The sequence below is a fragment of the Nocardioides sp. genome (assembly GCF_041913365.1).
In the GTDB taxonomy this organism is placed as follows: domain Bacteria; phylum Actinomycetota; class Actinomycetes; order Propionibacteriales; family Nocardioidaceae; genus Nocardioides.
The window spans coordinates 513966-538370 of the sequence record NZ_JAYSFM010000002.1; the positions used below are offsets into that span (position 1 = coordinate 513966).

Here is a 24405-nt window from a genome sequence, read left to right on the forward strand (position 1 = left end):
CGCCCGGTCAGGACCAGACGACCTCGAGCTCGTCACGCTGGCCGAAGCGCTGGAGGTGGTCGGCCACGACCTGTGCCCAGCGGTCGAGGTCGCCGTCCTCGGGGACGCTGGCCTCGATCTCGAGGGCACCGGCCACCGGACGCAGGACGACGGTGTTGCCCCCGCCCATGACCAGCGTCCGCACGTCGCCGTCCTCGGTGACCGTCGCCTTCGCCGACCAGTGACCGGCCAGCTGCTTGGCGTAGCGCTCGGGACGGTCGGTGGCCATGGTGCCGTGCTTGCTCATGGCACCAGCCAAGCACCCGCGGCCGTGCGACCAAAGCGGCGGTGCGGATGCCTCGGATCACCGAAGCGGATGCCCGCCCGCGGCGCATCGCTCCTACTCTGACGAGCATGCCCAGCGTGCCTCGTCGTGTCGTCACCGGCCACAATCCTGACGGCGTCTCCGTCGTCGTCGCGGACGGTCCCGTGCCCATCAGCCGCGAGCTCCCCGACGACGGCGTCGCCTTTCACGAGATCTGGAGCACGACTGGTGCCCCGGCGCCGCTGACCGCGGTCGAGGACGTCGACCCGACCGACCGCGAGCTCGCCGTGCCGCCACCGCCGCGCGGCACCAAGATCCGGATCAACGAGTTCGCTCCCGGCTTCCTCGACGAGCGCGGCCTCCAGTCGCCGGTGCACCGCACCGCATCGGTCGACTACGGCATCGTCCTCGAGGGGCAGATCACCCTCGTGCTCGACGACTCCGAGGTCACCCTCCACGCGGGCGACATCGTCGTGCAGCGCGGCACCGACCACGCTTGGGCCAACCGCGGCGACACTGTCGCGCGGGTCTGCTTCGTCCTGGTCGACGGCGAGTTCACCCCCGAGCTGGCTGCGATGCTGCCCGACGGCGCGCTCGACCGGCTCTCGAGGAAGGGCCCGCGCGACTAGCCATCGCCGGCCATCGCGTGGGTGCCCGGCCCCAGGGTCGCGGGCCATCCCTCGCCGAGCTCCAGGACCGCCTCGCACCCGTCTGGCACCTCGACTTGGAGGGTCGCAACGACGTCCGACCTTGCCGTCCAGGCCACCCGGACGCGCCCGTGCGGCGTGTCCAGGCTGGTCTCGGCCGAGGTGAGCCCGCCGCCAGGACGCGGCCGCACGCCGAACCGGCGGTAGCCCGGCTCCAGCGGTGTCAGCCCACCGACCGTGCGGTGCAGCCAGTCGGCAACCGAGCCGAGGGCGTAGTGGTTGAAGCTCGTCATCGACCCCGGGTTGACCGAGCCGTCGGGCAGCATCGAGTCCCAGCGCTCCCAGACCGTGGTCGCCCCCATCGTGACCGGGTAGAGCCACGACGGGCAATCGGTCTGCATCAGCAGCGCGTAGGCGTCGTCGAGGTGCCCGGTGCCGACCAGCGCGTCGAGCACGAAGGCCGTGCCTGCGAAGCCGGTGCCGATGTGGTGGCCCTCCTCGCGCACCAGCTCGGCCAGGCGGTCACCGGCACGCTGCCGGCGCGGGTCGCCGTCGAGCAGGCCGAGCTCGAGCGCCAGGGCGTACGCCGTCGGGCAGTCGCTGTGCACGATGCCCTCCGCGTCGACGTAGTGCTCGAGGAACGCGGTCCGTACGCCGTTCGCGAGGGTGTCGAGCGCGCACTGCTGCTCCGGGAGCCCGAGCAGCAGCGCGGTCCGCGCGGCCAGCACCACCGAGCGGTGGAAGACCGCCGTGGCCACGACCCCGGTGTCGGCGCGCGAGCGGCCCGGCTGGTCCGGCGGCGCCGTCGGGTCGAGCCAGTCGCCGAACTGGAACCCGCCCTCCCACAGGCCGCGCTCGGAGAGCAACCGGTCGCGCACTCGCTCGACGTGGGCGAGCATTGACGGCCACTGCGCGCGCAGCACCTCGGCGTCGCCGTACGCCGTCCAGAGCGTCCACGGCACCCAGACCGCGGCGTCGGCCCAGATCGCCGAGGCGTCCATCGGCGGCAGCCCCTCCGGTGGGGGCTCGAGCTTCAGGCAGTCGGGCGCGGCCAGCGGGACCCGGCCATCGGCGTGCGACTGCTCGAGGGCGAGGTCGATGAGCCACTGGCTCAGGAAGGGCTGGACGTCGAAGAGGAAGGCGGCGCTCGGGACGAAGACGGCGAGGTCGCCGGTCCACCCGAGCCGCTCGTCGCGCTGCGGGCAGTCCGTCGGTACGCCGACGGTGTTGCCGCGCCAGGTCCACACGGCGTTCTCGTGCAGACGGTCCAGGCGGTCGTCGCTGCACGTGAAGTGTCCGGTCCGCTGTTGCTCGGTGTGCACGACGACGGCCTCGACGTCGTCCGCGGTGAGGTCGCCCGGCCAGCCGGTGATGCCGGCGTAGCGGAACCCGTGGGTGGTGAAGGTCGGCTCGAAGGTGTCCGTGCCGCCGCTGAGGACGAGGCGGTCGGTGGCCTGCGCGGTGCACAACGGTCGCACGCAGAGCTCGCCGTCCTCCAGCACCTCGGCGTGCCGCACGGTGATCGTCCGGCCGCGCTCACCACGGACGGTGAAGCGCAGCCAGCCCACGAGGTTCTGGCCGAAGTCGAGCAGCCTCTCGCCGCTCGGTGCGGTCCACACCCGCACGGGTCGCACCGCCTCGTGGCGGCGGATCGCCGGGTGGTCGCACCCGTCCAGGAGCGAGGTGTCGAAGTCGAGCTCGCGCACCGGGTGCCAGGCCTCGGGCTCGTGGCGACGGGCGTCGATCGTCTGGCCGTCGTAGAGGTCGTCGGCGGTGATGCCGGACGCGCCGACCTCCCACAGCGCGTCGGTGGCGACGACCTCGGTGCGCCCGTCGGCGTACTCCAGCTCGAGCTGCGCGAAGGCACCGGGGTCGGAGCCGTAGAGGTCGCGGTTGCCATGGAAGCCGAGCCGGCCGCGGTACCACCCGCTGCCGACCAGCAGCCTCACCTCGGTCGTGTCCGCCACGAGGGCGGTGACGTCGTGGCTCCGGAACCGCAGCCGCCACTCATAGCTCGTCCAGCCGGGCGCGAGCACCTCGTCACTGACCGGTCGGCCGTTGACGCTCGCCTCGACCACTCCGAGCGCGGTCACGTGCAGTGTCGCGCGTTGTACCTCGCCGTCGAGCTCGATCGTGCGCCGGTAGACCGGAGCGGCGTCGAGCCCACGGCCCGGCGCGATCATCCGCGCCTGCCAGTCGGGCACGCCTCAGCCCAGCTCGGCGAACGTGTCCTCGACCCAGTCGGCGACGAAGGCGTTGATGTGCGGCATGTGGTCGAGCCCGACGTGCTCGGCGGCGCCCTCGTCGACGGTGAAGACGCGCAGCTCGCGCCCGGGGCTGTTGACCGCCTGGTCGTAGGACCGGTGGGCGTAGTCGACGGAGATCTGGCGGTCGTTCTCGCCGTGTGCGATGAGGAAGGGCACGGTGATCTGCTCGACCACGCCGTCGAGGTGCACGCCCTCGGCGTACTCGATGAACTTGTCCACGTCGTCGAAGCCCCACACCCAGAGCACGTGCTCCCAGTAGTGCGGCACCGGGTTCTCGCCCTCGCGCTGGAGCCGCTTCTTCTGCACCTCGCCCCAGTTGTGGTTGGCACCCCAGACCGCGACCAGCTTGAAGCGCTTCTCGTACGCCGCCGCGCGCGGGCAGTAGTAGCCACCGAGCGACCAGCCGGCTAGGCCGATCCGGTCGGCGTCGACGTCGCTGCGGGTCTCGAGGTAGTCGACGCAGGCCGTGCCCCAGTCCTCGGTCTCGATCCGGGCCTTGAGGTCCTGGAAGCGCAACGCCTCCCCCGATCCGGGGCAGTCGACCATCAGCACCGAGATGCCGCGCTCGCGCATCTCCTGCGGCCACCCGGACGTGTACATGTGCTCCTTGGTGGAGTCCAGGCCGTTCCACATGACCACGCACGGCACCGGCTCGCCGTCCCTGCTCGCGTTCGAGAAGTACGCCGGCAGGGTCGTGCCCTCGAAGGGCACCTCGACCCGCGTCGTCGCGGGATCGGCGATCTCGAAGACCTTGGCGAAGGCGTCGAGCGCCTGCTGGTAGAACGCGCGCCGACCGGGGTCGGTGTTGCTCAGCATCCGCTCGGCCTGGCACACGTAGAGGCCGGACCGGTACCACTGCTGGCCGGCGGTCCGCAGGTGTCCCGCAGCCTCCGAGGCCCTGGCCTGGTCGGCGACCTGGTCGGCGACCGCCTTCCACGACTCCATGAAGATCCGGCTGCCCGAGTCCACGTCGGGCGCCTCGCGCGCGGGGCGGCAGGCCCTGTCCACCTCGTCGATGGCGCCTCCGTTGTTGAGCGTCGCGCAGACGCCGAGGTTCCAGACGTACTTGGGGCCGGTGAAGTACTCGAACATGCCCCGACTGTGCCTGTCGTCACGCGCCCGCGGAATCAAGGAGTGGTGATGCGAGGTATCACGCAGCCCGGCTTCCGGGAGCGCTCCAGCTGCGGTGTGCTGTGGCGGTGACCACACGAGCATTCCCTGACGGTTTCCTCTGGGGCGTTGCCGGCTCCGGCCACCAGACGGAGGGCGAGAACGTCGACAGCGACACCTGGTACCTCGAGCACGTGACTCCGTCGGTGTTCCGCGAGCCGTCGGGCAAGGCCTGCGACTCCTGGAACCGCTGGCGCGAGGACGTCGAGCTGGCCGCGGCGATGAACCTGACGGCGTACCGCTTCTCCGTGGAGTGGGCGCGCGTCGAGCCCGTGGAGGGGTCGTTCTCCGCGGGCGCCCTCGCCCACTACGAGGCGATCGTCGACGCGTGCCTCGAGCACGGCATGACGCCGGTCGTGACGTTCAACCACTTCACCTCGCCCCACTGGTTCGCGACGAAGGGCGGCTGGCTCTCCCCCGAGGCTCCGGCGGCGTTCGCCCGCTACTGCGACGCCGTCATGGCGCGCTTCGGTGACCGCATCGGCTGGGCGGTGACCTTCAACGAGCCCAACCTGACGCGCGTGCTGAGCTGGTACGGACTCCCCGACTTCGTGCACGACCTCGAGCGGGCGACGCTGGAGGCGGCCTCGACGGTTGCCGGCGTCGAGCGCTACCGCGTCGGCAACGTCTGCCTGCCCGAGGACTTCGACGCGCTCGAGGCGGGCATGACCGCCGGGCACGTCGCCGCCCGCGAGGTGATCAAGCGGCACCGGCCCGACCTGCCCGTCGGCCTGTCGCTGGCGATCATGGACGACGTGGTGGTCGGCGACGACCCGTCGGTGCGCGACCGCAAGCGGCGCGAGTGCTACCAGCACTTCCTCGAGGTCGCGCGCGACGACGACTTCATCGGCGTGCAGAACTACGAACGGGTGCCGTACGACGCCCACGGCAAGGTCGAGGCGCCCGCCGATGCGGACCGCAACCAGATGGGCACCGCCATCGAGCCGGCCTCCCTGGCCGGCGCGGTCCGGTGGGCGCACGAGGTCTCGGGGGTGCCGGTGCTGGTCACCGAGCACGGCATGGCGACGCAGGACGACCGGCAGCGCGCCGGCTTCATCGAGCCGTCGCTCGCGCACCTGCTCGACGCCATCGAGGACGGCGTACCAGTCGCGGGCTACTGCCACTGGACGCTGCTCGACAACTTCGAGTGGATCTTCGGCTACGAGTACCAGCTCGGCCTGCACGAGGTGGACCGGGAGACCTTCGAGCGGACGCCGAAGCCCAGCGTCGCGGTGCTGGCCGGCGTGGCGCAGGCCAACGGGCTCAGCGCGGGGTCGTGACGGCGAACGTCGGCGGGCGGAGCCGGGCCAGCGCGCGCAAGTCGGCTGGCGTCATCATCGGCGTCCGGGAGAAGTCGCCTGCGTAGTAGCCGTTGTGGCGGCGGGGCGTCCCGGAGGAGGTGCCGCTCTCCTCTTCGATCGTGAACATCTCGGGCTCCTGAGTGACTGGGGTGTGGAAGGTGCTCTCACCCACTCCACGTACGGGGACGGCCGAGTTCGACAGACCCGCACCAGTGAATTCGGCCTCCGCGCGCGGCCGACCGTATGACGTCACGGGGCGGCGCTGGTCACCTCACGCTGCCGTGCAGCACGCCGAGTCGCTCGACCTCGAGGCGTACGACGTCGCCGGGCTCGAGCGGCGGCGGGTGCTGCGCGCCGTGGCGGCCCCAGAGCTCGGCGAGGCAACCACCGCCACCTGTCGTGCCCGAGGCGAGGAGGTCGCCGGCCAGCACGACGGAGTCCCTGGAGGCGTGGGCGACCATCTCGGCGAAGGAGAAGTGCATGCTCGTCAGGTTGTCGTGCCCGACCAGGACGTCGTTGACGAAGGCCTTGCAGTCCAGCGCGAGTGACGGCAGCTCGTCGGCCGTCACGATCCACGGCCCGAACGACGTCGCGAAGTCCTTGCTCTTGGCCGGGCCGAGGCCGACCTGCATCTCGCGCGACTGGAGGTCACGGGCGGACCAGTCGTTGAGGATCGTGTAGCCGAAGATCGCGTCCTCGGCCTCCTCGACGGACGCCGAGCGCAGGTCGACCCCGACGACGCAGGCGACCTCCATCTCGAAGTCCAGCGCGCGGCTGGTCACCGGGCGCGGGATCGGCTGCCCCGGCCCGTAGAGCGCGTGGGGGTTGGTGAAGTAGAACTGCGGCGCGTCGTACCACGCCTCCGGGACCCCCGCCGCGTGGTCGATCGAGCGGCGCACGCCCTCGACGTGGGACTCGAAGGTGACGAAGTCCCTCACCGATGGCGGCTTGTAGGGCAGCAGCAGGTCGGCCTCGGTGAACGGGAAAGGCTCGGACCGGCGGGCGGTCTCCCCCACCTCGAGCGCCCGCTCCAGGCCCAGCCTGACGAGGTCTCCGACCGGCACCGGGAGCAGGTGGGCCAGGGTGCCGTCGAGCACGGCCGGCCCCTGCCGCAGCGTCGCGAGCCTCATGAGAAGCGCCTCATGCCGGCGGCCGGGTCGCGTCGGCGATGCCCTTGTGTGACACGTGCGCGGTCAGCCCGCCGTCGATGACGAGCTCGGCACCGTTGTAGTAGGCCGAGTCGTCCGACATCAGGAAGACGACGGTCGGCGCGATGTCGGCGGGCACGCCGACCCTGCCGAGCGGGACCTCCGCCAGCGCGGCGTCGGTGAAGGCCGGTGAGGCGGATGCCATCAGCGGGGTGTCGACCAGACCGGGCATCACCGCGTTGACCCGGATGCCGCGCGTGGAGCCGAGCTCCAGCGCCGCGGCCCGGGTCAGCCCGCGCAGCGCCCACTTCGACGAGGTGTACGCCGCGGCCGCGTGGCCGGACATCGCAGCGACCGAGCAGATGTTCACGATCGAGGAGCCGGGGGGCATCAGCGGCACGAATGCCTGGATGCCCAGCATCGGCCCGGTCACGTTGATCGCGAAGGTCTGGTCCCACGTCTGGAGCGTCACGTCGGGCAACCGCTCGCGGGCCGCCACCCCGGCGTTGTTCACCAGCCCGTGCACCTCGCCGTGCTCGTCCCGCAACGACGCGGCGAGGTCGGCCCACTCGGAAGCCGACGTGACGTCGAGGTGTCGTCCGTCGCCGTGCTGATCTGAAAAGGGCAGCACGTCGGTCGCGACCACCGTCGCGCCGGCCGCCGCGAGCGCGGCGACCTCTGCCTCGCCCTGGCCGCGCGCAGCACCCGTGACGACGACGACCTTCCCGGACAGATCGGACATCAGCGGGAGCCCATCAGACCGGCGGTGCGACGAAGACGCCCTTGTCGGGGTCGTTGAAGGAGTCGCGGGCGATGATCTCCGACATCGGGTCGGCGGTGCCCCACACGTCCTGGGTCATCGGGTCGGCGATGTCGTAGACCGAGGGGTGCCACTCGTCGACCTCGATCTTCTCGAGCTCGGTCGTGTACTCCATCGTGTTGCCGCTGGGGTCGAGGAAGTAGGTGAACGTGTTGTTGCCGGCGTTGTGGCGCCCCGGCCCCCAGATCTTCTTGGTGCCCGCGCGCATCACCCGGCCGGTGCCGCGCATGTACTCGTCCAGGCCACGCATCTCGAACGACACGTGGTGCACCGACGTGTGCGGGCCGCGGGCGATCGCCAGGCTGTGGTGCCAGTCGTTGCACCGCATGAAGTGCATCATCTCGCCCATGTGCTCGCCCCAGAGCGTGTCCGACAGCTTGAAGCCGAGGACGTTGGCGTAGAAGTCACGCGTGGCGTTGGGGTCGTTGGAGTTCATCACCGCGTGCGAGATCCGCACCGGGATCGCCTCCCCTTCCTCGATGGCGCGGTGCTGCCGGGTCTCCACCTCGGTCGAGACCTCGATCGTGCGACCGTCGATGTCGAAGAAGCGGAAGCCGTAGCCGCCGCCCGCGGTCTGGAGGGTGTCGGGCTCCCCCACCAGCTGCACGCCGGTCTGGCCGAGGTGCTCCGCCAGCGCGTCCACCGACTCGCGCGACTCCGAGCCGAAGGCGATCAGGTCGAGGCGCTTCTCGTCGGACTGCCGCAGCCGGACGACGTACTGCTCCGGAGAGCCCTCGGCCGCGAAGTAGGAGAGGCCGCTGTCGGTGCCCTGCTCGGTGAGGCCCCACGTGTCGCGGTAGAACGCGCGCTGGGTCTCGTAGTCGGTGACGGCGAGGTCGACGTGGCGCAGGTGGGTGATGCCGTGCTCGTTGAGGTGTGACATTGCTCTTCTTTCGTTGTCCGGGTGATGGTCTCGAGGCTCGCTTCGCTCGCACCTCGACCACCGACAGGTGCTATCCGAGGACTGATCCGCCGCCGTCGACGACGAGGTTGGTGCCGGAGACCCACGACGACTCGTCGGAGGCCAGGAAGATCGCGGCGTTCACGACGTCGGCCGGCTGGCCGTGACGGCCGAGCGGGATCCGGTCGAGGACGACCTTCTGCATCCGCTCCGGCGGGTCGGCCAGGAGCGGCGCGGTGTTGGGGGTCTCGGTCATGCCGGGGCTGATGCAGTTGGCCCGGATGCCGTGCGGCCCTCCCTCGACCACGAGCTGGAGGGTCAGCGCGATGACGCCGCCCTTCGCGGTGGAGTGCGCGTTCTGCGGCATGAACTCGACGCCGCGCATCGCCGCGATCGACCCGACGTTGATGATCGAGCCGCCGCCGTGCGCCTTGAGGTGCGGCCAGGCCGCGCGCACGGTGTAGTAGACGAGGCTGAGCTCATTGCGCATCGTGAAGTCCCACTCCTCGATGCTGAGCTCGTCGATCGCGCCGAACCGCTGGGCCGAGGCGTTGTTGTAGAGCACGTCGATGCCGTCGTACGTCGCGACGGCGGCGTCCACCCACGCGCGGGCCGCGTCGGCGTCGCCGAGGTCGATCCCGCCCATGCAGGTGATCTCGCCGCCCTGTTCGCGGACCGCCTTCTCGGTGAGCGCGGCGCCCTCCTCCGACAGGTCGCACCCGACGACGCGGGCCCCTTCGGAGCAGAACATCGACGCGGCCGTGACGCCCATCCCGCCGCCGACGCCGGTGATCAGCGCGACCTTGCCGGCCAGCCGCCCGGTCACGTGTGTGCCGCCGTCGTGCGGTCGAGCAGCTCGATCAGGTTGCCCTCAGGGTCGGCGACGTACGCCATCCGCACGCCCGGCTCGGGCGAGGGTCGCGGCGACATCCGCTCGGTCGCCCCGGCCGCCAGCAGGGCGTGGTACGCCTCGTCCACGACGGGTACGTCGAACGCGACGTGCCCGAAGCCCCGGGTCAGTGCGGCCTCGACGGGTTCCGCCGCCTGGAGACCGGCGACCGAGCCGGGGCGGTGCAGCAGCTCGATGCGAAAACCCGACGGCGAGCGCAGCATCGCGCCACGGAAGTCGACGTGGTCGAGGGTGAACTGGAACTCGATCTCGAGCCCGAGCGCGTCGCAGTACCACCGCGTCATCGCGGGCAGGTCGGCGACGGTGAGGCCGACATGGTCGAAGGACGTCATCCCACGAACACCGTCCTCACGTTGGTGAACTCCCGCGTCCCCTCGGCCGAGAGCTCACGTCCGTAGCCCGAGCGGCCGATGCCGCCGAAGGGCAGCCGGGGGTCGGAGGCGACCATCGCGTTGACGAAGAGCGCACCCGAGCGGATCCGGCGCCCGACGGACAGCCCACGGTCGGACTGCGACCACACGGACGCCCCGAGGCCGTACGACGTGTCGTTGGCGAGCTCGACGGCGTGGTCGTCGTCGCGGGCACGGACGATCGCGGCCACCGGACCGAAGGTCTCCTCGACGAACGCGGTGGTGCCTGGCTGGACGTGGTCGAGCACGGTCGGCTCGAAGTAGAAGCCCGGCGCGTCGATCGGCGAGCCGCCGCAGACCAGGACCGCCCCTTCGGCGACCGAGTCGGACACCTGCCGTGCCAGGGCCGCGCGCAGGTCGTCGCGTGCCATCGGCCCGAGCGTCGTCCCGGCGTCGGTCGGCGCACCCACGACGAGTGCCCCCACCTCCCGGACGAACAGCTCGACGAACGCGTCGGCGACGGACTCGGCGACGATGAAGCGCTTGGCGGCGATGCAGCTCTGACCTCCGTTGCCGTAGCGCGACCTCGCCGCCACCCTCGCCGCGGCCGCGAGGTCGGCGTCGTCCAGCACGACGAACGGGTCGGAGCCGCCCAGCTCGAGGACCGACTTCTTGAGGAACCGTCCGGCCGCGGCGCCGATCGCCTCGCCTGCGCGCTCGGAGCCGGTCAGCGTCACCGCGGCGACACGAGGGTCGCCGACGATGCGGGGCGTCATCTCACCGAGCTGGTCGTCGGCGAGGACGAGCGTCGTGAAGAGACCCGCAGGAGCACCGGCGTCGGCGAACAACGACTCGATGGCCAGCGCGCACCCGGTGACGTTCGGCGAGTGCTTGAGCACGCCTGCATCACCGGCGGCCAGGGCGGCGCACGCGAAGCGCAGCACCTGCCAGAAGGGGTAGTTCCACGGCATCACCGCGAACACCACGCCGAGCGGCTCGTAGGACAGCCACGACCGGCTGGCCGCGGAGGCGACCTCGTGGTCCGCCAGCCACGCCGGCGCCGAGTCGGCCACCACGTCGCAGTTCCACGCGCACTTGTCGACCTCGGCGTAGGCCTCGGCGACCGGCTTGCCCATCTCGGCGGTGATCAGCGCGGCGTAGTCGTCGCGACGCTCGGTGAGCAGCTTGCCGACCGAGCGGAGCAGGTCGCACCGCTCGGCGACCGGCCGTGTCGACCAGTCGAGGTACGCCGCATGGGCGGAGGCGAGGGCGGCGTCGACCGCGGCCTCGTCGTGGGCGTCGTACGTCGCGAGGTCGAGGCCGGTGGCCGGGTCCACCGTGGTGATCGTCGGCGCCATCACGCCACCCCGACCGTACGACGACGCGCAGCCGGCACCGGCGGCACGTCCTCGTCGTCCTCGACGACGGTGTTGCGGATCGTGCCGATGTTCTCGATGGTCATCTCGATGACGTCGCCGACCCTGAGCGGCGGTGGTGCCAGCCTTCCCGTGCGGCCCCACGACTCGGCCAGCGAGCCTGAGGCGCAGGTGCCGGAGGCGAGCACCTCGCCGGCCTTGACCCAGGACGCCCGCGACGCGTGGGAGACCAGCTGCTCGAACGACCAGCCCATGTGGGCGGACCGGTCGGCGCCCACCTCCACTCCGTTGACCGAGACCGACATGCCCAGGTCGAGGAAGCCGTCCTCGTCGCGGAAGCCGTCGAGCTCGTCGGCCGTGACGACCCACGGGCCGATGGTGGTGGCGAAGTCCTTGCCCTTCGACGGGCCGAGCTTGAGCTTCATCTCCCTTCCCTGCACGTCGCGGGCCGACCAGTCGTTCATCACGCAGTAGCCGCCGATCGCCGAGCGCGCCTCCTCGGGAGAGGCGTTGCGGACGTCGCGGCAGACCACCGCGGCGATCTCGAGCTCGAAGTCGAGCCGCTCGGTGTCGGGCGGCATCGCGACGTCGTCGAAGGCACCGGTCACCGCGTGGGGCGCCATGAAGAGGAACACCGGCGCGGCGTACCAGTCCTCCGGCACGCCCGGGTTGCCGTGGCCGCGCTCCATGCCGTCCACGTGCGCCTCGAAGGTGAGGAAGTCACGCATGGCCGGCGGGTAGACCGGCGGCAGCAGTACGACCTCGTCGGGCTGGTGGCCGTCGGACTGGGCGGCCTGGTCGGCCGCCTGCTCGCGCGCCTCCGGCTCCGCGGCGAGAAGCTCCACGAGGTCGGTGCCGTCGTCGAAGGGGTGCACCCACCAGGTGCGTCCCTCCCCCACGACGAGGCCGACCCGGCGCACGTCGGGTGCGTCCGTCGTCAGCCGGAAGGCGGCGAGCTTCACGATCAGCCGCCGATCGTCTCGTAGAAGGCGCGCTCGCGGTTGGCCAGCACGGGGATGGCCTGCTCGAGGGCGTACTGCTTGAAGTGGTCGGAGGCTCCGTGCGCGGCGTAGGCGGCCTCGTCGTCGTAGATCTCGAAGAGGCGGAACACGGAGGTGTCGGTCGGGTCCTGGTAGGCCTGGTAGAAGCGGTTCCCGGGCTCCTCCCGCGACGGCGGGGTGAGCTTCTCGATGGCGTCGAGGACGACGTCCTCCGAGCCGGGCTGGGCGGTCCACGTGGCACTGACTACGTATGGCATGTCGCCAAGTCTGTGACGGTCGGCACGGGCCGGGGAAAGCGATGGAGCCGATACCTGCCATCGGCGCGAACCGGGTTCCGCGTGACCGCGGTCACAGGTTCTCTTGTGGCCAGCGACAGGCAGCGATGTGCTGCCGCGGACACCAGGAGATGACCATGCACCACCGCCACACCATCCGTCGGGCGGCCGTCGCGGCCGTCGCCGTCGGCAGCCTCCTCTCGCTCGCCGCGTGCGGCAGCGACCCGCAGCCTGCCGACGGCGCGACCGACAGCGCAGGCGGCGACTCGGGCAGCGCCAGCAAGACGATCGTCTTCTCACCGCTGGGACTCCAGATCCCCGCGATGAAGCAGCTCTCCGAGGGCGTGCAGCACTATGGCGAGGAGAAGGGCTACGACGTCACCGTCCAGGACCCGAAGCTCGACCCGCAGAAGCAGGTCACCGACCTCCAGGCCTCCATCGAGAGCGGCTCGGTCGCCGGCGCCTGGACCATCGCGGTCGCTCCGCCCGCGATGTCGGCCCTCGTCCAGACCGCCCTCGACAAGGGCGTCCCGATGATCCTCAACGGCACGCCCGAGGACTACGGCCTCGACGGTCTCGAGCCGGGTGTCTCCTTCTCCACCATCGACTACCAGGCCCAGGGCGAGGCCGCGGGCACCGAGCTCGGCAACTGCATCAACGAGCGGTACGACGGCAAGGCCGAGGTCCTCTTCGCCGAGTCCGCACCCGGCACCGCCGGCAAGGAGGAGCTCGAGTCCGCGGTCAAGAAGGCGCTCGCCGCGACCGCGCCGGACGCCGAGATCGCCACCACGATCACGGTCAGCGACCGCACCGCCGCCCAGACCGACGTCAGCAACGCGCTCCAGGGCAACCCGGACGTCACGGCGGTCTTCGGACAGAACGACGAGGGTGCGCTGGGCACGATCGGCGCGTTCAAGGCAGCTGGCAAGGACATCCCGTGCATCACCGAGGCAGGCGGCAACGAGGAGACCCTCGCCGCGGTCGAGTCCGGCGACATCTACGCCGTCGTGGCGCTCCAGTTCGAGGCCGACATGGCGCAGTCGTTCGACGCGCTCACCGCGATGATCGACGACCCCGAGGCGGAGGGCGTCCAGCTCACCGTCCCGCAGGAAGTCGTCAAGGCCGAGGGCTGAGGAGTGACGATGACGACGAGCAACCCGGAGACCATCGCCGGGACCGAGAGCGGGGCCGCCGACAGCGGCGGCCCCGCCCCCGGGGCGGTCCCGACCGGGCACGACGTGCCCCGGTCGGTCTCGGTCCTGGTGTTCCTGCGCGACCGCGGCATCTTCATGCTGTGGGGGCTGCTGATCGTGGCTTTCACGTTCTGGTGCTCGCCGTACTTCCTCACCATCGACAACGCGCTCCTCATCGCCAACGCAGGCGCGCTGACCGCGCTGTTCGCGGCGGGTGTGGGCATCGGCATCATGACCGGTGTCCTCGACCTGTCCCTGCCGGGGACGGCGGCGCTCTCCGGCTGCGTGTGCGGCTGGATGCTGACGAACGGGTACGCCACCTGGCTGGCGTTGCTCGCCGGTCTCGGCGTCGGCCTGGTCGTCGGCATCGTCAACGGGCTGATCACGCTGCGCGGCTTCAATCCGATCATCGTCACCATCGGCACCCTGTCGGTGCTCACCGGCCTCGCGGCCGTGGTCGCCGGCGGCTACACCTTCCCGGGCCTGACCCAGCTCGAGTTCATGGGCACCCACCGCTACCTGCGCACCGAGTCGTTCCCGGGCATCCCCGCGCCGGTGTTCATCGTGGCGGCGGTCTTCGTCATCGGCACCGTCTTCCTGACCCGCACCCGCGACGGCCTGCGCCTGATGGCGGTCGGCGCCAACGGTGAGGCCGTACGACGGGCCGGCATCGCCAGCAACCGCTACATCGTGCTCGGCTTCGTCATCTCCGGCGTCCTTGCCTCTGTCGGCGGCCTGGTCAACACCGCCAACGTCACCGAGGCCAACCCCAACGCCAGCCCGGCGATCATCTTCACCGCGCTCACGGCCGTGGCCCTCGCCGGTGTCTCGCTCACCGGCGGACGAGGCAGCCTGCCGCGCGTGCTGGTCGGCGCGCTGATCCTGGCGACCATCAGCAACGGCCTCACCATCCGCGGCATCCAGCCCTACTGGGCCACGGTCCTGACCGGCGTGCTGCTGCTGACCTCGCTGCTCGTCGAGCGGCTCCTGCAGACCAGCGTCGAGAACAAGCTGATGTCGGTGAACCTGTCCGTCCACGAGAAGAAGGTCTGAGCGCCATGACCACTCCCGCCCTCGAGCTCAGCGGCATCGAGATGCACTACGGCTTCGTCCGTGCGCTCACCGACATCAACATCCACGTCGACCCCGGTGAGGTCGTCGCCCTGCTCGGCGACAACGGCGCCGGCAAGTCGACCCTGCTCAAGGTGATGTCCGGCGCGCACCGCGCGACGCACGGCAGCCTCCGCGTCCACGGCACCGAGCACTCCTTCCACGCCCCCAGCGACGCGGCTGCGGCCGGGATCCAGATGGTCTACCAGGACCTGTCGCTGGTGGACCCGCAGGACATCTCCACCAACCTCAACATGGGCCAGGAGACGCTGCGCAAGGGACCGCTCGGCTGGCTGGGCTTCGTCGACCGCAAGGCGATGCGCAGGAGCTCGGAGGCCGAGCTCGACCGGCTCGGCGTCCGGACTGCGCCGATGACCCGGCCCGTCGAGATGCTCTCCGGCGGCCAGCGCCAGGTCGTCGCGATCGCCCGCAGCGCCATCCGGGTCAGCGGCGAGAAGGGTGGCGTCCTTCTGCTCGACGAGCCGACCGCGGCACTGGGCTACGAGCAGACCAGGAACGTCCAGGGCCTGATCCGACGGATGGCCGAGCAGGGCATCGCGATCGTCGTGGTCACCCACGACCTGCCGCTCTGCTACGAGGTCGCCGACCGGATCGTCGTGCTCAACCGCGGCCGCAAGGTCGCCGACGTACCCGCCAAGGGCTGCGACCGCGACCACGTCGTCGGCTGGATCACCGGCTCGAAGGCATCGATGTACGAGGAGGTCAGCGCATGAGCGTCAGCAAGGTCGTCGTCATCGGCGGCGGGATCACCGGCGGCGTGCTCGCCCTCGGCCTGCGCCAGCGCGGCGTCGACGTCGTGCTGGTCGACCAGCGCAGCGAGCTTGGCGGAGTCGGCCACGGCATCACGCTCCAGGGCAACGCGCTGAAGGCCTTCGACGCCGTCGGCCTCTACGAGCGGCTCAAGGAGCGCGGCTTCGCCTTCAGCCACCTGCGCATGAAGACCCCCGACGGCCACGTGATCGCCGAGATGCCGACTCCTCCGGTGGGTGGGCCCGACCTGCCCGGCACCATGGGCGCCGTGCGCGGCGACATCGCCGACCTGCTCGAGGAGATGCTCGACGAGGCGGGCGTCGACGTCCGCCTCGGCACCACGCTGACCGCCATCGAGGACCACGGCTTCGGGACTGATGGGGGTGGGGTCTCCGTCACCCTCGCCGACGGAACCGTCGAGACCGCCGACCTGCTGGTGGGCGCCGACGGCATCCGGTCGAAGGTGCGGGAGATGATCGGCATCGAGACCAGGCCGCACCCGGTCGGGATGGGCATCTGGCGCACCGTCGCCAAGCGGCCGCCGGAGATGGACTGCTCGGAGCTCTACATGGGCGGCCCGAAGTTCAAGGCCGGCTACACCCCGATCTCCGAGGACCTCTGCTACGCCTTCCTCCTCGAGGAGAACCTCGACCGCTCCTTTATCGGCGAAGGCCCCAACGGGGCGCTGCTCAAGGAGCGCGGCCAGGGGTACGGCGGCATCTGGGGGCAGGTGCGCGACAGCCTGTCCGACGACGCGATCGTCAACTACGCGTGGATCGAGGCCATCTGCGTCGACTCCCCGTGGCACCGCGGCCGCACGATCATCATCGGCGACGCGGCCCACGCCTGCCCGCCGCTGATCGCCCAGGGCGCGGCGATGTGCGCCGAGGACGCGGTGATCCTCGCCGAGATGCTCACCGGCGACGACGCGGTCGAGGACGTGCTGCCCGCGTTCATGGCGCGCCGCTTCCCGCGCGTGAAGATGGTGCTCGACAACAGCCTCACCCTCGCCGAGTGGGAGATGCACCCGGAGACCCCGGGGGCCGACCCGGGCCGGATCATGGGCGAGACGCTCGGCGCCCTGGTGGCGCCGGCATGAACACCCCACGGAGTTCTTCTCCCCCGCTTCGCTCCTCCGAACAACTCCGCGGGGACCCCGTTCTCCTCCCGATGATCAGCGGCGAGAACGGATTCGAGGCGGCCCGCGTCGACCGGATCTTCAACCGGCGGCTGACCGACCGGCAGCCGGCAGCCGTGGTCCGACCCCGGACCGAGGACGAGGTCGTCGAGGCCGTCCGGCTGGCGCGTTCGCGCGGCTGGCAGGTCGCCGTACGCTCCGGCGGGCACAGCTGGGCGCAGTGGTCGGTGCGCACCGACGCGCTGGTGATCGACCTCGGCGACTTCAAGGAGATCTCCTACGACCCCGACACCGAGGTCGTGACGGCCACGCCGTCGGTGAAGGGCGGACTCGAGCTCGGCCCGTTCCTCGAGGAGCGCGACCGTTTCTTCCCCGGTGGGCACTGCCCGAGCGTCGGGATCGGCGGCTTCCTGCTGCAGGGCGGCCAGGGCTGGAACGCGCGCGGCTGGGGCTGGGCGGCGGAGTACGTCGTCGCGGTGGACGTGGTGACCGCCGCTGGCGAGCTCGTCCGGGCCTCCGAGACCGAGAACTCCGATCTCTTCTGGGCCGCCCGCGGCGCGGGGCCGGGCTTCTTCGGCGTCGTGACCCGCTTCCACCTGCGCACGCTGCCGCGGCCGCGGCACCTCGGGCTGACCGTGCAGGCCTTCACGCTCGCCGACTTCGACGAGGTGATGACCTGGCTGCACGAGACCCACCACACGGTCGAGGACACCGTCGAGATCGTCGCGCTGACCAAGACCGACCTGACCCTGTCCCCCGACCCGGTCCTGCTCGTCACGGCGCTGGCGCTGGTGGACTCGGACGAGGAGGCGCAGCGGGCGCTGGCGCCCTTCCGTGACAACCCGGCGCTCGACCGCGCGCTGATGGTGCTCGACGCCGTCCCGACGACGATCGCCGAGCAGCGCAAGCGCCAGCTCGAGGACAACCCCGAGGGACACCGCTGGGCCGTCGACAACGCGTGGCTGTCGGGTGCGGCGGGAGACGTCGTGCCCGCGATGCGGAAGGCGTTCACGACGCTCCCCCACCCCAAGGCGTTCACCATCTGGTTCTCCATGGCGCCGCTGCGCGAGCTGCCCGACATGGCGTTCTCGATGCAGTCGGAGATCTACCTCGCGGCCTACACGTGCTGGGAGGACCCGTCCGACGACGAGCGCTGCCGGGCATGGCTCGACGAGGCGATGGCCGACCTCGAGCCGGTGACGTTGGGCCAGTACCTCGGCGACTCCGACCTCTCGCACCGGCACGTGCAGTTCATGGCCGAGGACAACTGGGCGCGGCTCCAGGAGATCCGTGAGGTCCGTGACCCGGACGGCGTGTTCGTCGGCCACCTCGCCGGCGAGGGCGCGACCAACCGCAACCACTGGGCCTAGCCGACCAGCTCCTCGGACAGCTCTTCTGCCAGCTCGTCGAAGCGCGCGAACAGCCAGCGGTGGGCGGGGTCGGACATCCGGTCGCGGCCGTACCAGTAGCCCTCCGCCAGCACGACCTCGCCGAAGGGCGGCTCGACGGTCATCACCGGGCCGCCCTCGCGGACGTGCGTACGGGCCAGCCGCTCCGGCACCACGGCGACCATCTCAGTGCCGGCGATGACGAACGGGAGAGGCAGGAAGCCGTGCACCTGGAGCGCGACGTGGCGGGTGATGCCGAGCTCGCCGAAGACCCGGTCGGCAGGAGTGAGGATGCCGGGGCCGAAGCCGGCGACAGCGTGCGGCAGCTCGGCGAGCGCCTCCAGGCTGAGCCTGCCGTCCTCGACGCGCGGGTGGTCCCGCGAGGTCATCAGCACCATCCGGTCCCGCCACAGCGGCCGAGACGCGCCCGGGAAGCCGAAGCCCAGCGGCGCGATCAGGGCGTCGAAGTCGACCAGCACCTTCTCGCTGCTGCGGATGTCGACGCCGAGGCCCTCGATCTCCAGCCGCACCCCGGGCGCGGTCGACTCGAGGAGCCGGAGCAGGGGCTCGTGGACCACCGAGATGGCGTAGTCGCTCATCGACAGCCGGAAGGTGCGCTCGCTGGTCGAGGGGTCGAACTGGTCCTCCAGCCGCAGCGCGCGGCTCAGCAGGCGTACGGCGTGCTGCACCTCCGGGAGCAGGTCTCTCGCCAGCGGCGTCAGCTCGTAGTCGCGTCCGGCGCGCACGAGCAGCTCGTCGTCGAAGCGGCGGCGCAGGCGGGCCAGCGAGGCGCTCATCGCGGGCTGGCTGAGCTCCAGGCGCTGCCCCGCGCGGGTGACGTTTCCTTCCTCGAGGAGCACCTTGAGGGAGATCAAGAGGTTGAGGTCGATTCCTCCCAGCGTCATGGACGGTGAGACTACTGTCACACCCTGTGAGGGAGAGGCTGCGCGACGTCGACGCGAACCTGCTGCTGTCGCTGCACGCCCTCCTGGAGGAGAAGAACCTCACCCACGCCGGTGAGCGGATGACCATGAGCCAGCCGGCGATGAGCGGCGCGCTGGCCCGGTTGCGCAAGCACTTCGACGACGAGCTGCTCGTCCGCGTCGGTCGCGGCTTCGAGCTCTCACCGCTCGCGGAGGACCTCAAGCCCGCCGTCGCCGACGCCGTCGAGGCCGCCGAGCGGCTGCTCGGCAACGAGCGCGCCTTCGACCCCTCCTCGAGCTCGCGCCCCTTCGCGGTGAGCATGTCGGAGTACGCCATGACGGTGCTGTCGGAGCCCCTCATGCGGCACCTCGCCGCGCAGGCGCCCGGCTGCTCGCTGGCGCTCGACCCGGTCAACGTCGGCCCCGGCCAGTTCGAGTCGCAGCTGCTGCGGCGCGACCTCATCATCGGCCCGCTCGGCTTCGAGTTCCCCGGCCGCACCCAGCCGGTCTTCACCGACGAGCTCGTCTGCGTCGTCGACCGCGACAACCCGCGGGTGCGCGACAGTGCCTTGACGATCGAGGACCTGCAGGCGATGCCCCATGCCGTCGCTGAGTTCTGGGCCGCGGGCGGGCGGCGTCGGCCCCTGGAGGTCGAGCTCGAGCGCGCGGGGATCGCGGACCGCACCGTGCTGGTGCGCGTCTCCAGCCTGCTCGTGCTGCCCTTCGCGGTGAGCGGCACGGGCATGTGCGCGTTCATCCCGTCGCGACTGGCCCACAAGTCCGCCGAGATCCTCGGCCTGACGATCGCGAGGACGCCACTCGAGCCGGTGCGCATCACCGAGGCGGCGCACTGGCACCCGCGCCGCGACATGGAGCCGGCGGTCGTGTGGCTACGGGAGCTGCTCTACGACGTCGCCGTCTCGGTCGAGGACGACCTCTCGGACGGGTGACCCCACGGCGACCCGGCTGGCGGTGAAGCCCAGCACCGAGGCGGTCGCCATCACCAGCGCGGGCACGAGGGCGGAGTCCTCACCTCCGAGACCGACGAGCGGCGAGACGGCCGCGCCGAGGGCGAACTGGGAGAAGCCGAGGACCGCGCTCCCCGCGCCTGCCACCGGGCGCACCTCCGCCATCGCCAGCGCCGCCGCATTGCCCATGATCCCGCCGTTGCTGAGCACGGCGACGAAGATCGGGACGGGGTAGGTCCAGCTCGGCGCTCCGGCTGCTGCCAGTGCGACGAAGGACAGCGTCGCGGCGAGCTGGACGCCGATGGAGGCCCGCAGGATCGTCGCGGGAGCCCAGCGGTCGACCAGCTTGCTCGAGACGTAGCCGGCGGCGATCAGCCCGGCGGCGTTGAGCCCGAACGCGATGCCGTACTGCACCTCGTCGAGCCCGACGACGTGCTGGTAGACGAACGGCGAGGCCGAGATGTAGGCCATCATCACGCCGAAGGAGCAGGCGAAGACGACCACCGGTCCGCGGTAGCTGCTGTTGCCGACGACCGACCGCACGTCGTGCAGGACCGACGACTCGGTCGTGCTCCGCCGCTCGGGCGGGTGGGTCTCGTCGAGCACCAGAAGCACGGCAACCAGCATGGCGGCGCACAGCCCGGCGACCGTCCAGAGCATGCCCCGCCAGCCGACGGGATCGGCGAGCAGCCCGCCCACCAGCGGCGCGAGGACGGGCGCGATGCCGCCGACGGTGAGCATCAGCGTGAAGGCTCGCGCCGCCGCGCGGCCGGTGACGACGTCGGCGATCACGGCGCGCCCGATGACCATGCCGCCGGCTCCGGAGAAGCCCTGCACCGCGCGGGCGGCGATCAGCACGGGCAGGCTCGGAGCCAGGGCACAGACGATGCCGGCGGCCACGCACACGCTCGCGCTGACCACGAGCGGTCCCCGCCTGCCGTACCGGTCCGACAGCGGGCCCATCACCAGCTGGCCGAGCGCGAGACCGACGAGGAACGAGGTCAGGGTGAGCTGGACGCCGCTCGGGACGACGTCCAGCTCGGCCCCGATCGCGGGGAAGCCAGGGAGGTAGAGGTCCGTGGCGACCGGTGCGACCGCAGCGAGGGAGGCGAGCACGAGGAGCAGGGGCACACGAATCCGTCCCTCACCCTCCTCCGTCACTCCCCCAGTGAATCAACGCCCACTCGGGTGCGGAACGCGCTGTGGTGCATGCCAGTGATCGGCGCTCGTGATGCCCGATCTCCTTGTGGCGACGGTCACCGTGCGGCTGACTTGGCGCATGACCTGGGACGACGGACACGCCTACCTCGACGAGCTCGCGCCGGGCGTCTACGCCTACGTCCAGCCCGACGGCGGCTGGATGGTGAACAACTGCGGCTTCGTCGTGGACGGCTCCGGCGACACGGTGCTCGTCGACACGACGTCGACCGAGAAGCGCAACCGCGGTCTGCTCGCCGAGGTCGCCGGCGTCACCGACCGTGACCCGCGCATCCTGGTGAACACGCACCACCACCCGGACCACACCTACGGCAACGGGTTCCTGCCCGAGACCACGACGATCATCGGCCACGACCTCTGCCGGGAAGGCGTGATCCGCGCGCAGCTCAAGGCGACCGAGGAGCTGATCGCCGACTACGGCGACCTGGTCGTCCGCCCCCCGGACCTGACCATCTCCTCGGACATCACGCTCCACCTGTCGGAGTTCCCGGTCGAGCTCCGCGTGATGGGTCCCGCCCACTCGACGAACGACATCGGCGTGTGGCTGCCGTCCCAGAAGGTCATGTTCGCCGGGGACCTCGCCTTCTCCGGCGGGCACCCGATCTTCCTCGAGGGCTCGCTCTCCGGCTTCCGCGCGGCCGCTGTGCACATGAAGTCCCTGGCCCCTGTTGCGCTGCTCCCCGGTCACGGGCCAGCCTGCCGCGGCGAAGAGGTGGGGCGCGTGCTCGACGACCTCATCGGCTACGTCGACTGGATCGCCGACCTCGCCCGCTCGTCGTACGCCGAGGGACTGACCCCGCTCGAGGCCGCGCAGAAGGCAGCCGGAGGTCCGTACGCCGACTGGCCCGAGGGCGAGCGCGTCGTCTGCAACCTTCACCGCGCGTACGTCGAGCTCTTCCCCGACTACGAGGCTCCGGGCCCACTCATCATCCCCGCCCTCTGGCCCGAGATGGTCGCGCTCAACGGCGGGCAGCCGATCGAGACCCACGCCTGAGCGCACGCCCGCAGTCTCCTCACGTCCGCCTGGTGAAGCGGACCTTGCCGTTGTCGTCGAACGAGTGCTGGAACCTCGAGTCGTGGATCTTGCGGTGGTGTGGCGCGCACAGGAGCCTGCCCTTCTCCACGCTCGTCCCGCCGCCCGCGCTCCACGCGACTTCGTGGTGGGCATCCGTCATGGCCGGAGGCGCATCGCACCCGGCCGCAGTGCATCCCTTGTCCCGGATGCCCATCGCGATGCGCTGGTACGCGCTGTGGAAGCGCCGCCTGCGCCCCGCGTCCAGCGGCACGCTGGGACCACCCAGCACGACCGGGATGACCCCGGCCGTGCACGCCAGACGGCGTGCCTCGCCGGCGCTGATCCGGCTTCCCGTGTCCAGCGACGCAGCCTTGAGCCCGCCCATCAGCGTCTCCAGCTCCATCGTCACCACGACCGTCGCGGCAACCCCGCCTGCCTGGGGGGTGGGCCGCGCGCATTCGACGTAGTCCAGGAATGCCCGGCCCATCGCGTGCTTGGTCAAGCGCGGCCCCGGTTGGTCACCCGCGGTCGTCGTCTTTAGCGCCCGGGCGACCCGCGCCTTGAGGTCCTTCGCGAGCATCGCGCCCTGAAGCGACGGGATGGCGAACCGGCCGTGACACGTGCCGTGCCCGTCGTCGGTGAGCGTCAGCCACGCCTTGGCGAGAGCGTCGGCCTCCTCAGCCTCCAGCCGGCGTGCCTCCTCCGCATCCGCGGAGGCGGGTCGACCACCTCCAGCACCCGCCTGCCCAGCGTCCGCAAGGCCTTCGCGTCATGCTCGCCGGCTTGTTCCAACAGGAACCGGGTCGCCGCCTCGGCACCCACTCGTCCACGTCGTCGGGCAACGCGTCCACGGCGTCGACGATCACCCGCGCCTGGTCGGTCCGCAGCTCGCCGGCCACGAGTTCCTCGGCGACCGCCTCGTGCTCCTCCAATTGCTTCGCCAGCCGAGTCGTCCGGTGCGCCTCGGCGCGCGTCACGCGGGTCGTGTGGGACCACCAGTTCGTGGTGGACGTCGCTCCCGTCTCGAGCCCCGCCCCCACTGCCTCGCCCTGGACGAGCATCCGCATCAGCAGCGCGTCGAGCTTGGCACGCGCCCGGGTGAGCGACTCCAGCGTGCGCTCGACCTCACGCGCCGACAGCGGCCACAGCGCTTGCCTGCCGAGCACCTCGAGCTCGACCTCGACCCACCGCACCGACGCCACCATCCCGTGGTCATCGAGGTCGGGGATCGCTGTCATGCCGGAACTCTCCCAGAGCCCACCGACACTGGGCTCGGGCTTGTGGATCGGTCCTCACAACTTGCCCAGGGCGGTGGAGGACGCCCGAACCGCCCAGTATGGGGCACATCAACTAGAGCGGGTCTTTCAAGGGCCGCGCGGCCGTAGTCGAAATCGCGGTAACAGCGGGACTACGGATCTGCTCGAATTCGGGACCGAGATGACTAGCGTGGCGGCATGAGTGAAGGACGTCACCCGCGCGAAGGATCTGGGCCGGCCAGCATTGACACGACCCGCCTCGACGAGGTGGCAAGCCAGGTTTTGCCAGATCCAGGCGGCCGGGAAGTGGGGGACGAAGCCCCTCGCGACGAAGTATTGAAGCTGTCAGAGGCGCCCTCAACTGAGATGCAGGAGGCTGTCGGAGACGCGCTCCGCGACGCCGCACAAGAATTATTGAATTCGTCCGAGTCGTCCGAGTCGTCCGAGTCGTCCGAGTTGCGGTCCGCCTTGGATTCCGAGGTACGTCATCATCTAGAGATCCGACCGGATGAAGGGCCGTCGCCCGTTCTAGAGGCCGCGGTGCGATCTGCGATCGAATGGATCGTGAACGACGCGCTGAAGACGCCGGACGTCAGACTGCGAGTCGAGCGTTTGATCGACGACCAGCTGACAGGCCGCGAGTATGGGATGACAGCGCCAGCCGTTCGAGAGGCGGTCGCTGCACAGTTGCAGTGCCTGGTAAAAAGTGCTCTGACTTCACCGAGCACGCGAATGGCGGTGGAGCGAGCCGTTGACCAGGAGCTGAACGGTCTCGGCTACGGCTTGGGGCTAAGCTCCTCGGCGGTTCGAGATGCGGTCACCACTCAGCTGCATGGAGTTGTCCAGAGCGCCCTCAGTTCACCGAGCACGCGAAGGGCGGTGGAGCGAGCCGTCGATCACGAGCTGAACGGTCTCGGCTACGGCTTGGGGCTAAGCTCCTCGGCGGTTCGAGATG

At 70.8% G+C, this 24405-nt stretch carries 26 protein-coding genes; 10 read left to right on the forward strand and 16 right to left on the reverse strand.

Features of this window, described 5'->3' with window-relative positions; all coding sequences use genetic code 11:
* Positions 1–7: 7 nt before the first annotated feature.
* On the reverse strand, positions 8–286 hold the full coding sequence (locus ACE3QY_RS07390; protein ID WP_374455362.1) for a DUF2218 domain-containing protein: 279 nt from the start codon (positions 284–286) through the stop codon (positions 8–10).
* Positions 287–393: 107 nt separating this feature from the next.
* Here ACE3QY_RS07390 and ACE3QY_RS07395 point away from each other — a divergent pair, with 107 nt between their 5' ends.
* Positions 394–933 (forward strand): cupin domain-containing protein, encoded by a 540-nt coding sequence (locus tag ACE3QY_RS07395; RefSeq protein ID WP_374455363.1) that lies wholly within the window; start codon positions 394–396, stop codon positions 931–933.
* Here the strand turns inward: ACE3QY_RS07395 and ACE3QY_RS07400 are convergent.
* Together ACE3QY_RS07400 and ACE3QY_RS07405 are read right to left on the reverse strand one after the other, a co-directional pair.
* A complete protein-coding gene (locus ACE3QY_RS07400; protein ID WP_374455364.1) occupies positions 930–3155 on the reverse strand; it encodes a family 78 glycoside hydrolase catalytic domain in 2226 nt (741 codons plus the stop codon). The genes ACE3QY_RS07395 and ACE3QY_RS07400 overlap by 4 nt on opposite strands.
* 3 nt (positions 3156–3158) lie before the next feature.
* Positions 3159–4310 (reverse strand): alpha/beta hydrolase family protein, encoded by a 1152-nt coding sequence (locus tag ACE3QY_RS07405; RefSeq protein ID WP_374455365.1) that lies wholly within the window; start codon positions 4308–4310, stop codon positions 3159–3161.
* 107 nt (positions 4311–4417) lie between these two features.
* On the opposite strand from ACE3QY_RS07405, the gene ACE3QY_RS07410 reads away from it, so the two are divergent.
* On the forward strand, positions 4418–5668 hold the full coding sequence (locus ACE3QY_RS07410) for a glycoside hydrolase family 1 protein (protein ID WP_374455366.1): 1251 nt from the start codon (positions 4418–4420) through the stop codon (positions 5666–5668).
* On the opposite strand, the gene ACE3QY_RS07415 is transcribed toward ACE3QY_RS07410, so the two are convergent.
* The 9 genes from ACE3QY_RS07415 to ACE3QY_RS07455 all read right to left on the reverse strand — a co-directional run bounded on the left by ACE3QY_RS07415 (position 5652) and on the right by ACE3QY_RS07455 (position 12452).
* Positions 5652–5816 (reverse strand): hypothetical protein, encoded by a 165-nt coding sequence (locus tag ACE3QY_RS07415; RefSeq protein WP_374455367.1) that lies wholly within the window; start codon positions 5814–5816, stop codon positions 5652–5654. The two genes, ACE3QY_RS07410 and ACE3QY_RS07415, sit on opposite strands and share 17 nt — an antisense overlap.
* A 139-nt stretch (positions 5817–5955) precedes the next feature.
* Positions 5956–6819: a fumarylacetoacetate hydrolase family protein gene (locus ACE3QY_RS07420; RefSeq protein ID WP_374455368.1), complete on the reverse strand. Its 864-nt coding sequence runs from the start codon at positions 6817–6819 to the stop codon at positions 5956–5958.
* A gap of 10 nt (positions 6820–6829) precedes the next feature.
* Entirely contained in the window at positions 6830–7579 is a 750-nt protein-coding gene (locus tag ACE3QY_RS07425) for an SDR family NAD(P)-dependent oxidoreductase (protein ID WP_374455369.1), read from the reverse strand.
* Between the two features lie 13 nt (positions 7580–7592).
* Positions 7593–8540 (reverse strand): VOC family protein, encoded by a 948-nt coding sequence (locus ACE3QY_RS07430; protein WP_374455370.1) that lies wholly within the window; start codon positions 8538–8540, stop codon positions 7593–7595.
* A 70-nt stretch (positions 8541–8610) separates the two neighbouring features.
* Positions 8611–9384, reverse strand: coding sequence for an SDR family NAD(P)-dependent oxidoreductase (locus ACE3QY_RS07435; protein ID WP_374455371.1), 774 nt, complete (start codon positions 9382–9384; stop codon positions 8611–8613).
* Complete coding sequence (locus ACE3QY_RS07440) at positions 9381–9800, reverse strand: VOC family protein (RefSeq protein ID WP_374455372.1); 420 nt, start codon at positions 9798–9800, stop codon at positions 9381–9383. Before ACE3QY_RS07440 ends, ACE3QY_RS07435 begins: the two co-directional genes overlap by 4 nt.
* Positions 9797–11176, reverse strand: a complete 1380-nt coding sequence (locus ACE3QY_RS07445) for an aldehyde dehydrogenase family protein (RefSeq protein WP_374455373.1) — start codon at positions 11174–11176, stop codon at positions 9797–9799. The genes ACE3QY_RS07440 and ACE3QY_RS07445 overlap by 4 nt, the downstream gene beginning before the upstream one ends.
* Positions 11176–12156: a fumarylacetoacetate hydrolase family protein gene (locus tag ACE3QY_RS07450; protein WP_374455374.1), complete on the reverse strand. Its 981-nt coding sequence runs from the start codon at positions 12154–12156 to the stop codon at positions 11176–11178. The genes ACE3QY_RS07445 and ACE3QY_RS07450 overlap by 1 nt, the downstream gene beginning before the upstream one ends.
* A 2-nt stretch (positions 12157–12158) precedes the next feature.
* Positions 12159–12452 (reverse strand): putative quinol monooxygenase, encoded by a 294-nt coding sequence (locus tag ACE3QY_RS07455; protein ID WP_374455375.1) that lies wholly within the window; start codon positions 12450–12452, stop codon positions 12159–12161.
* Between the two features lie 155 nt (positions 12453–12607).
* Here ACE3QY_RS07455 and ACE3QY_RS07460 point away from each other — a divergent pair, with 155 nt between their 5' ends.
* The 5 genes from ACE3QY_RS07460 (at position 12608) to ACE3QY_RS07480 (ending at position 18052) form a co-directional block, all read left to right on the forward strand.
* A complete protein-coding gene (locus ACE3QY_RS07460) occupies positions 12608–13603 on the forward strand; it encodes a sugar ABC transporter substrate-binding protein (RefSeq protein WP_374455376.1) in 996 nt (331 codons plus the stop codon).
* A 9-nt stretch (positions 13604–13612) separates the two neighbouring features.
* Complete coding sequence (locus tag ACE3QY_RS07465) at positions 13613–14716, forward strand: ABC transporter permease (RefSeq protein ID WP_374455377.1); 1104 nt, start codon at positions 13613–13615, stop codon at positions 14714–14716.
* Positions 14717–14721: 5 nt separating this feature from the next.
* The gene (locus ACE3QY_RS07470) at positions 14722–15507 is read left to right on the forward strand and encodes an ATP-binding cassette domain-containing protein (protein WP_374455378.1); all 786 of its coding nucleotides are present in this window, start codon (positions 14722–14724) and stop codon (positions 15505–15507) included.
* A complete protein-coding gene (locus ACE3QY_RS07475; RefSeq protein WP_374455379.1) occupies positions 15504–16643 on the forward strand; it encodes an FAD-dependent monooxygenase in 1140 nt (379 codons plus the stop codon). Before ACE3QY_RS07470 ends, ACE3QY_RS07475 begins: the two co-directional genes overlap by 4 nt.
* Before the next feature lie 71 nt (positions 16644–16714).
* Positions 16715–18052 (forward strand): FAD-binding oxidoreductase, encoded by a 1338-nt coding sequence (locus ACE3QY_RS07480; protein WP_374455380.1) that lies wholly within the window; start codon positions 16715–16717, stop codon positions 18050–18052.
* On the opposite strand, the gene ACE3QY_RS07485 is transcribed toward ACE3QY_RS07480, so the two are convergent.
* The gene (locus ACE3QY_RS07485) at positions 18049–18975 is read right to left on the reverse strand and encodes a LysR family transcriptional regulator (protein WP_374455381.1); all 927 of its coding nucleotides are present in this window, start codon (positions 18973–18975) and stop codon (positions 18049–18051) included. The two genes, ACE3QY_RS07480 and ACE3QY_RS07485, sit on opposite strands and share 4 nt — an antisense overlap.
* Positions 18976–19001: 26 nt before the next feature.
* Here ACE3QY_RS07485 and ACE3QY_RS07490 point away from each other — a divergent pair, with 26 nt between their 5' ends.
* Positions 19002–19943 carry a LysR substrate-binding domain-containing protein gene (locus ACE3QY_RS07490; protein WP_374455382.1) on the forward strand — a complete coding sequence of 314 codons (942 nt, stop codon included), beginning with the start codon at positions 19002–19004 and terminating at the stop codon, positions 19941–19943.
* On the opposite strand, the gene ACE3QY_RS07495 is transcribed toward ACE3QY_RS07490, so the two are convergent.
* Positions 19884–21092, reverse strand: a complete 1209-nt coding sequence (locus tag ACE3QY_RS07495; protein WP_374455383.1) for a multidrug effflux MFS transporter — start codon at positions 21090–21092, stop codon at positions 19884–19886. The genes ACE3QY_RS07490 and ACE3QY_RS07495 overlap by 60 nt on opposite strands.
* 148 nt (positions 21093–21240) lie before the next feature.
* On the opposite strand from ACE3QY_RS07495, the gene ACE3QY_RS07500 reads away from it, so the two are divergent.
* A complete protein-coding gene (locus ACE3QY_RS07500) occupies positions 21241–22173 on the forward strand; it encodes an MBL fold metallo-hydrolase (protein ID WP_374455384.1) in 933 nt (310 codons plus the stop codon).
* 19 nt (positions 22174–22192) lie between these two features.
* Here ACE3QY_RS07500 and ACE3QY_RS07505 read toward each other — a convergent pair whose 3' ends face one another.
* Both ACE3QY_RS07505 and ACE3QY_RS07510 read right to left on the reverse strand, forming a co-directional pair.
* On the reverse strand, positions 22193–22882 hold the full coding sequence (locus tag ACE3QY_RS07505; RefSeq protein WP_374455553.1) for a DUF222 domain-containing protein: 690 nt from the start codon (positions 22880–22882) through the stop codon (positions 22193–22195).
* Positions 22872–23432 (reverse strand): DUF222 domain-containing protein, encoded by a 561-nt coding sequence (locus ACE3QY_RS07510; protein WP_374455385.1) that lies wholly within the window; start codon positions 23430–23432, stop codon positions 22872–22874. Before ACE3QY_RS07510 ends, ACE3QY_RS07505 begins: the two co-directional genes overlap by 11 nt.
* A 216-nt stretch (positions 23433–23648) precedes the next feature.
* Between ACE3QY_RS07510 and ACE3QY_RS07515 the strand changes: the two genes are divergently transcribed.
* Positions 23649–24405 (forward strand): hypothetical protein (locus ACE3QY_RS07515; RefSeq protein ID WP_374455386.1); only part of this gene is annotated, 757 nt, incomplete at its 3' end.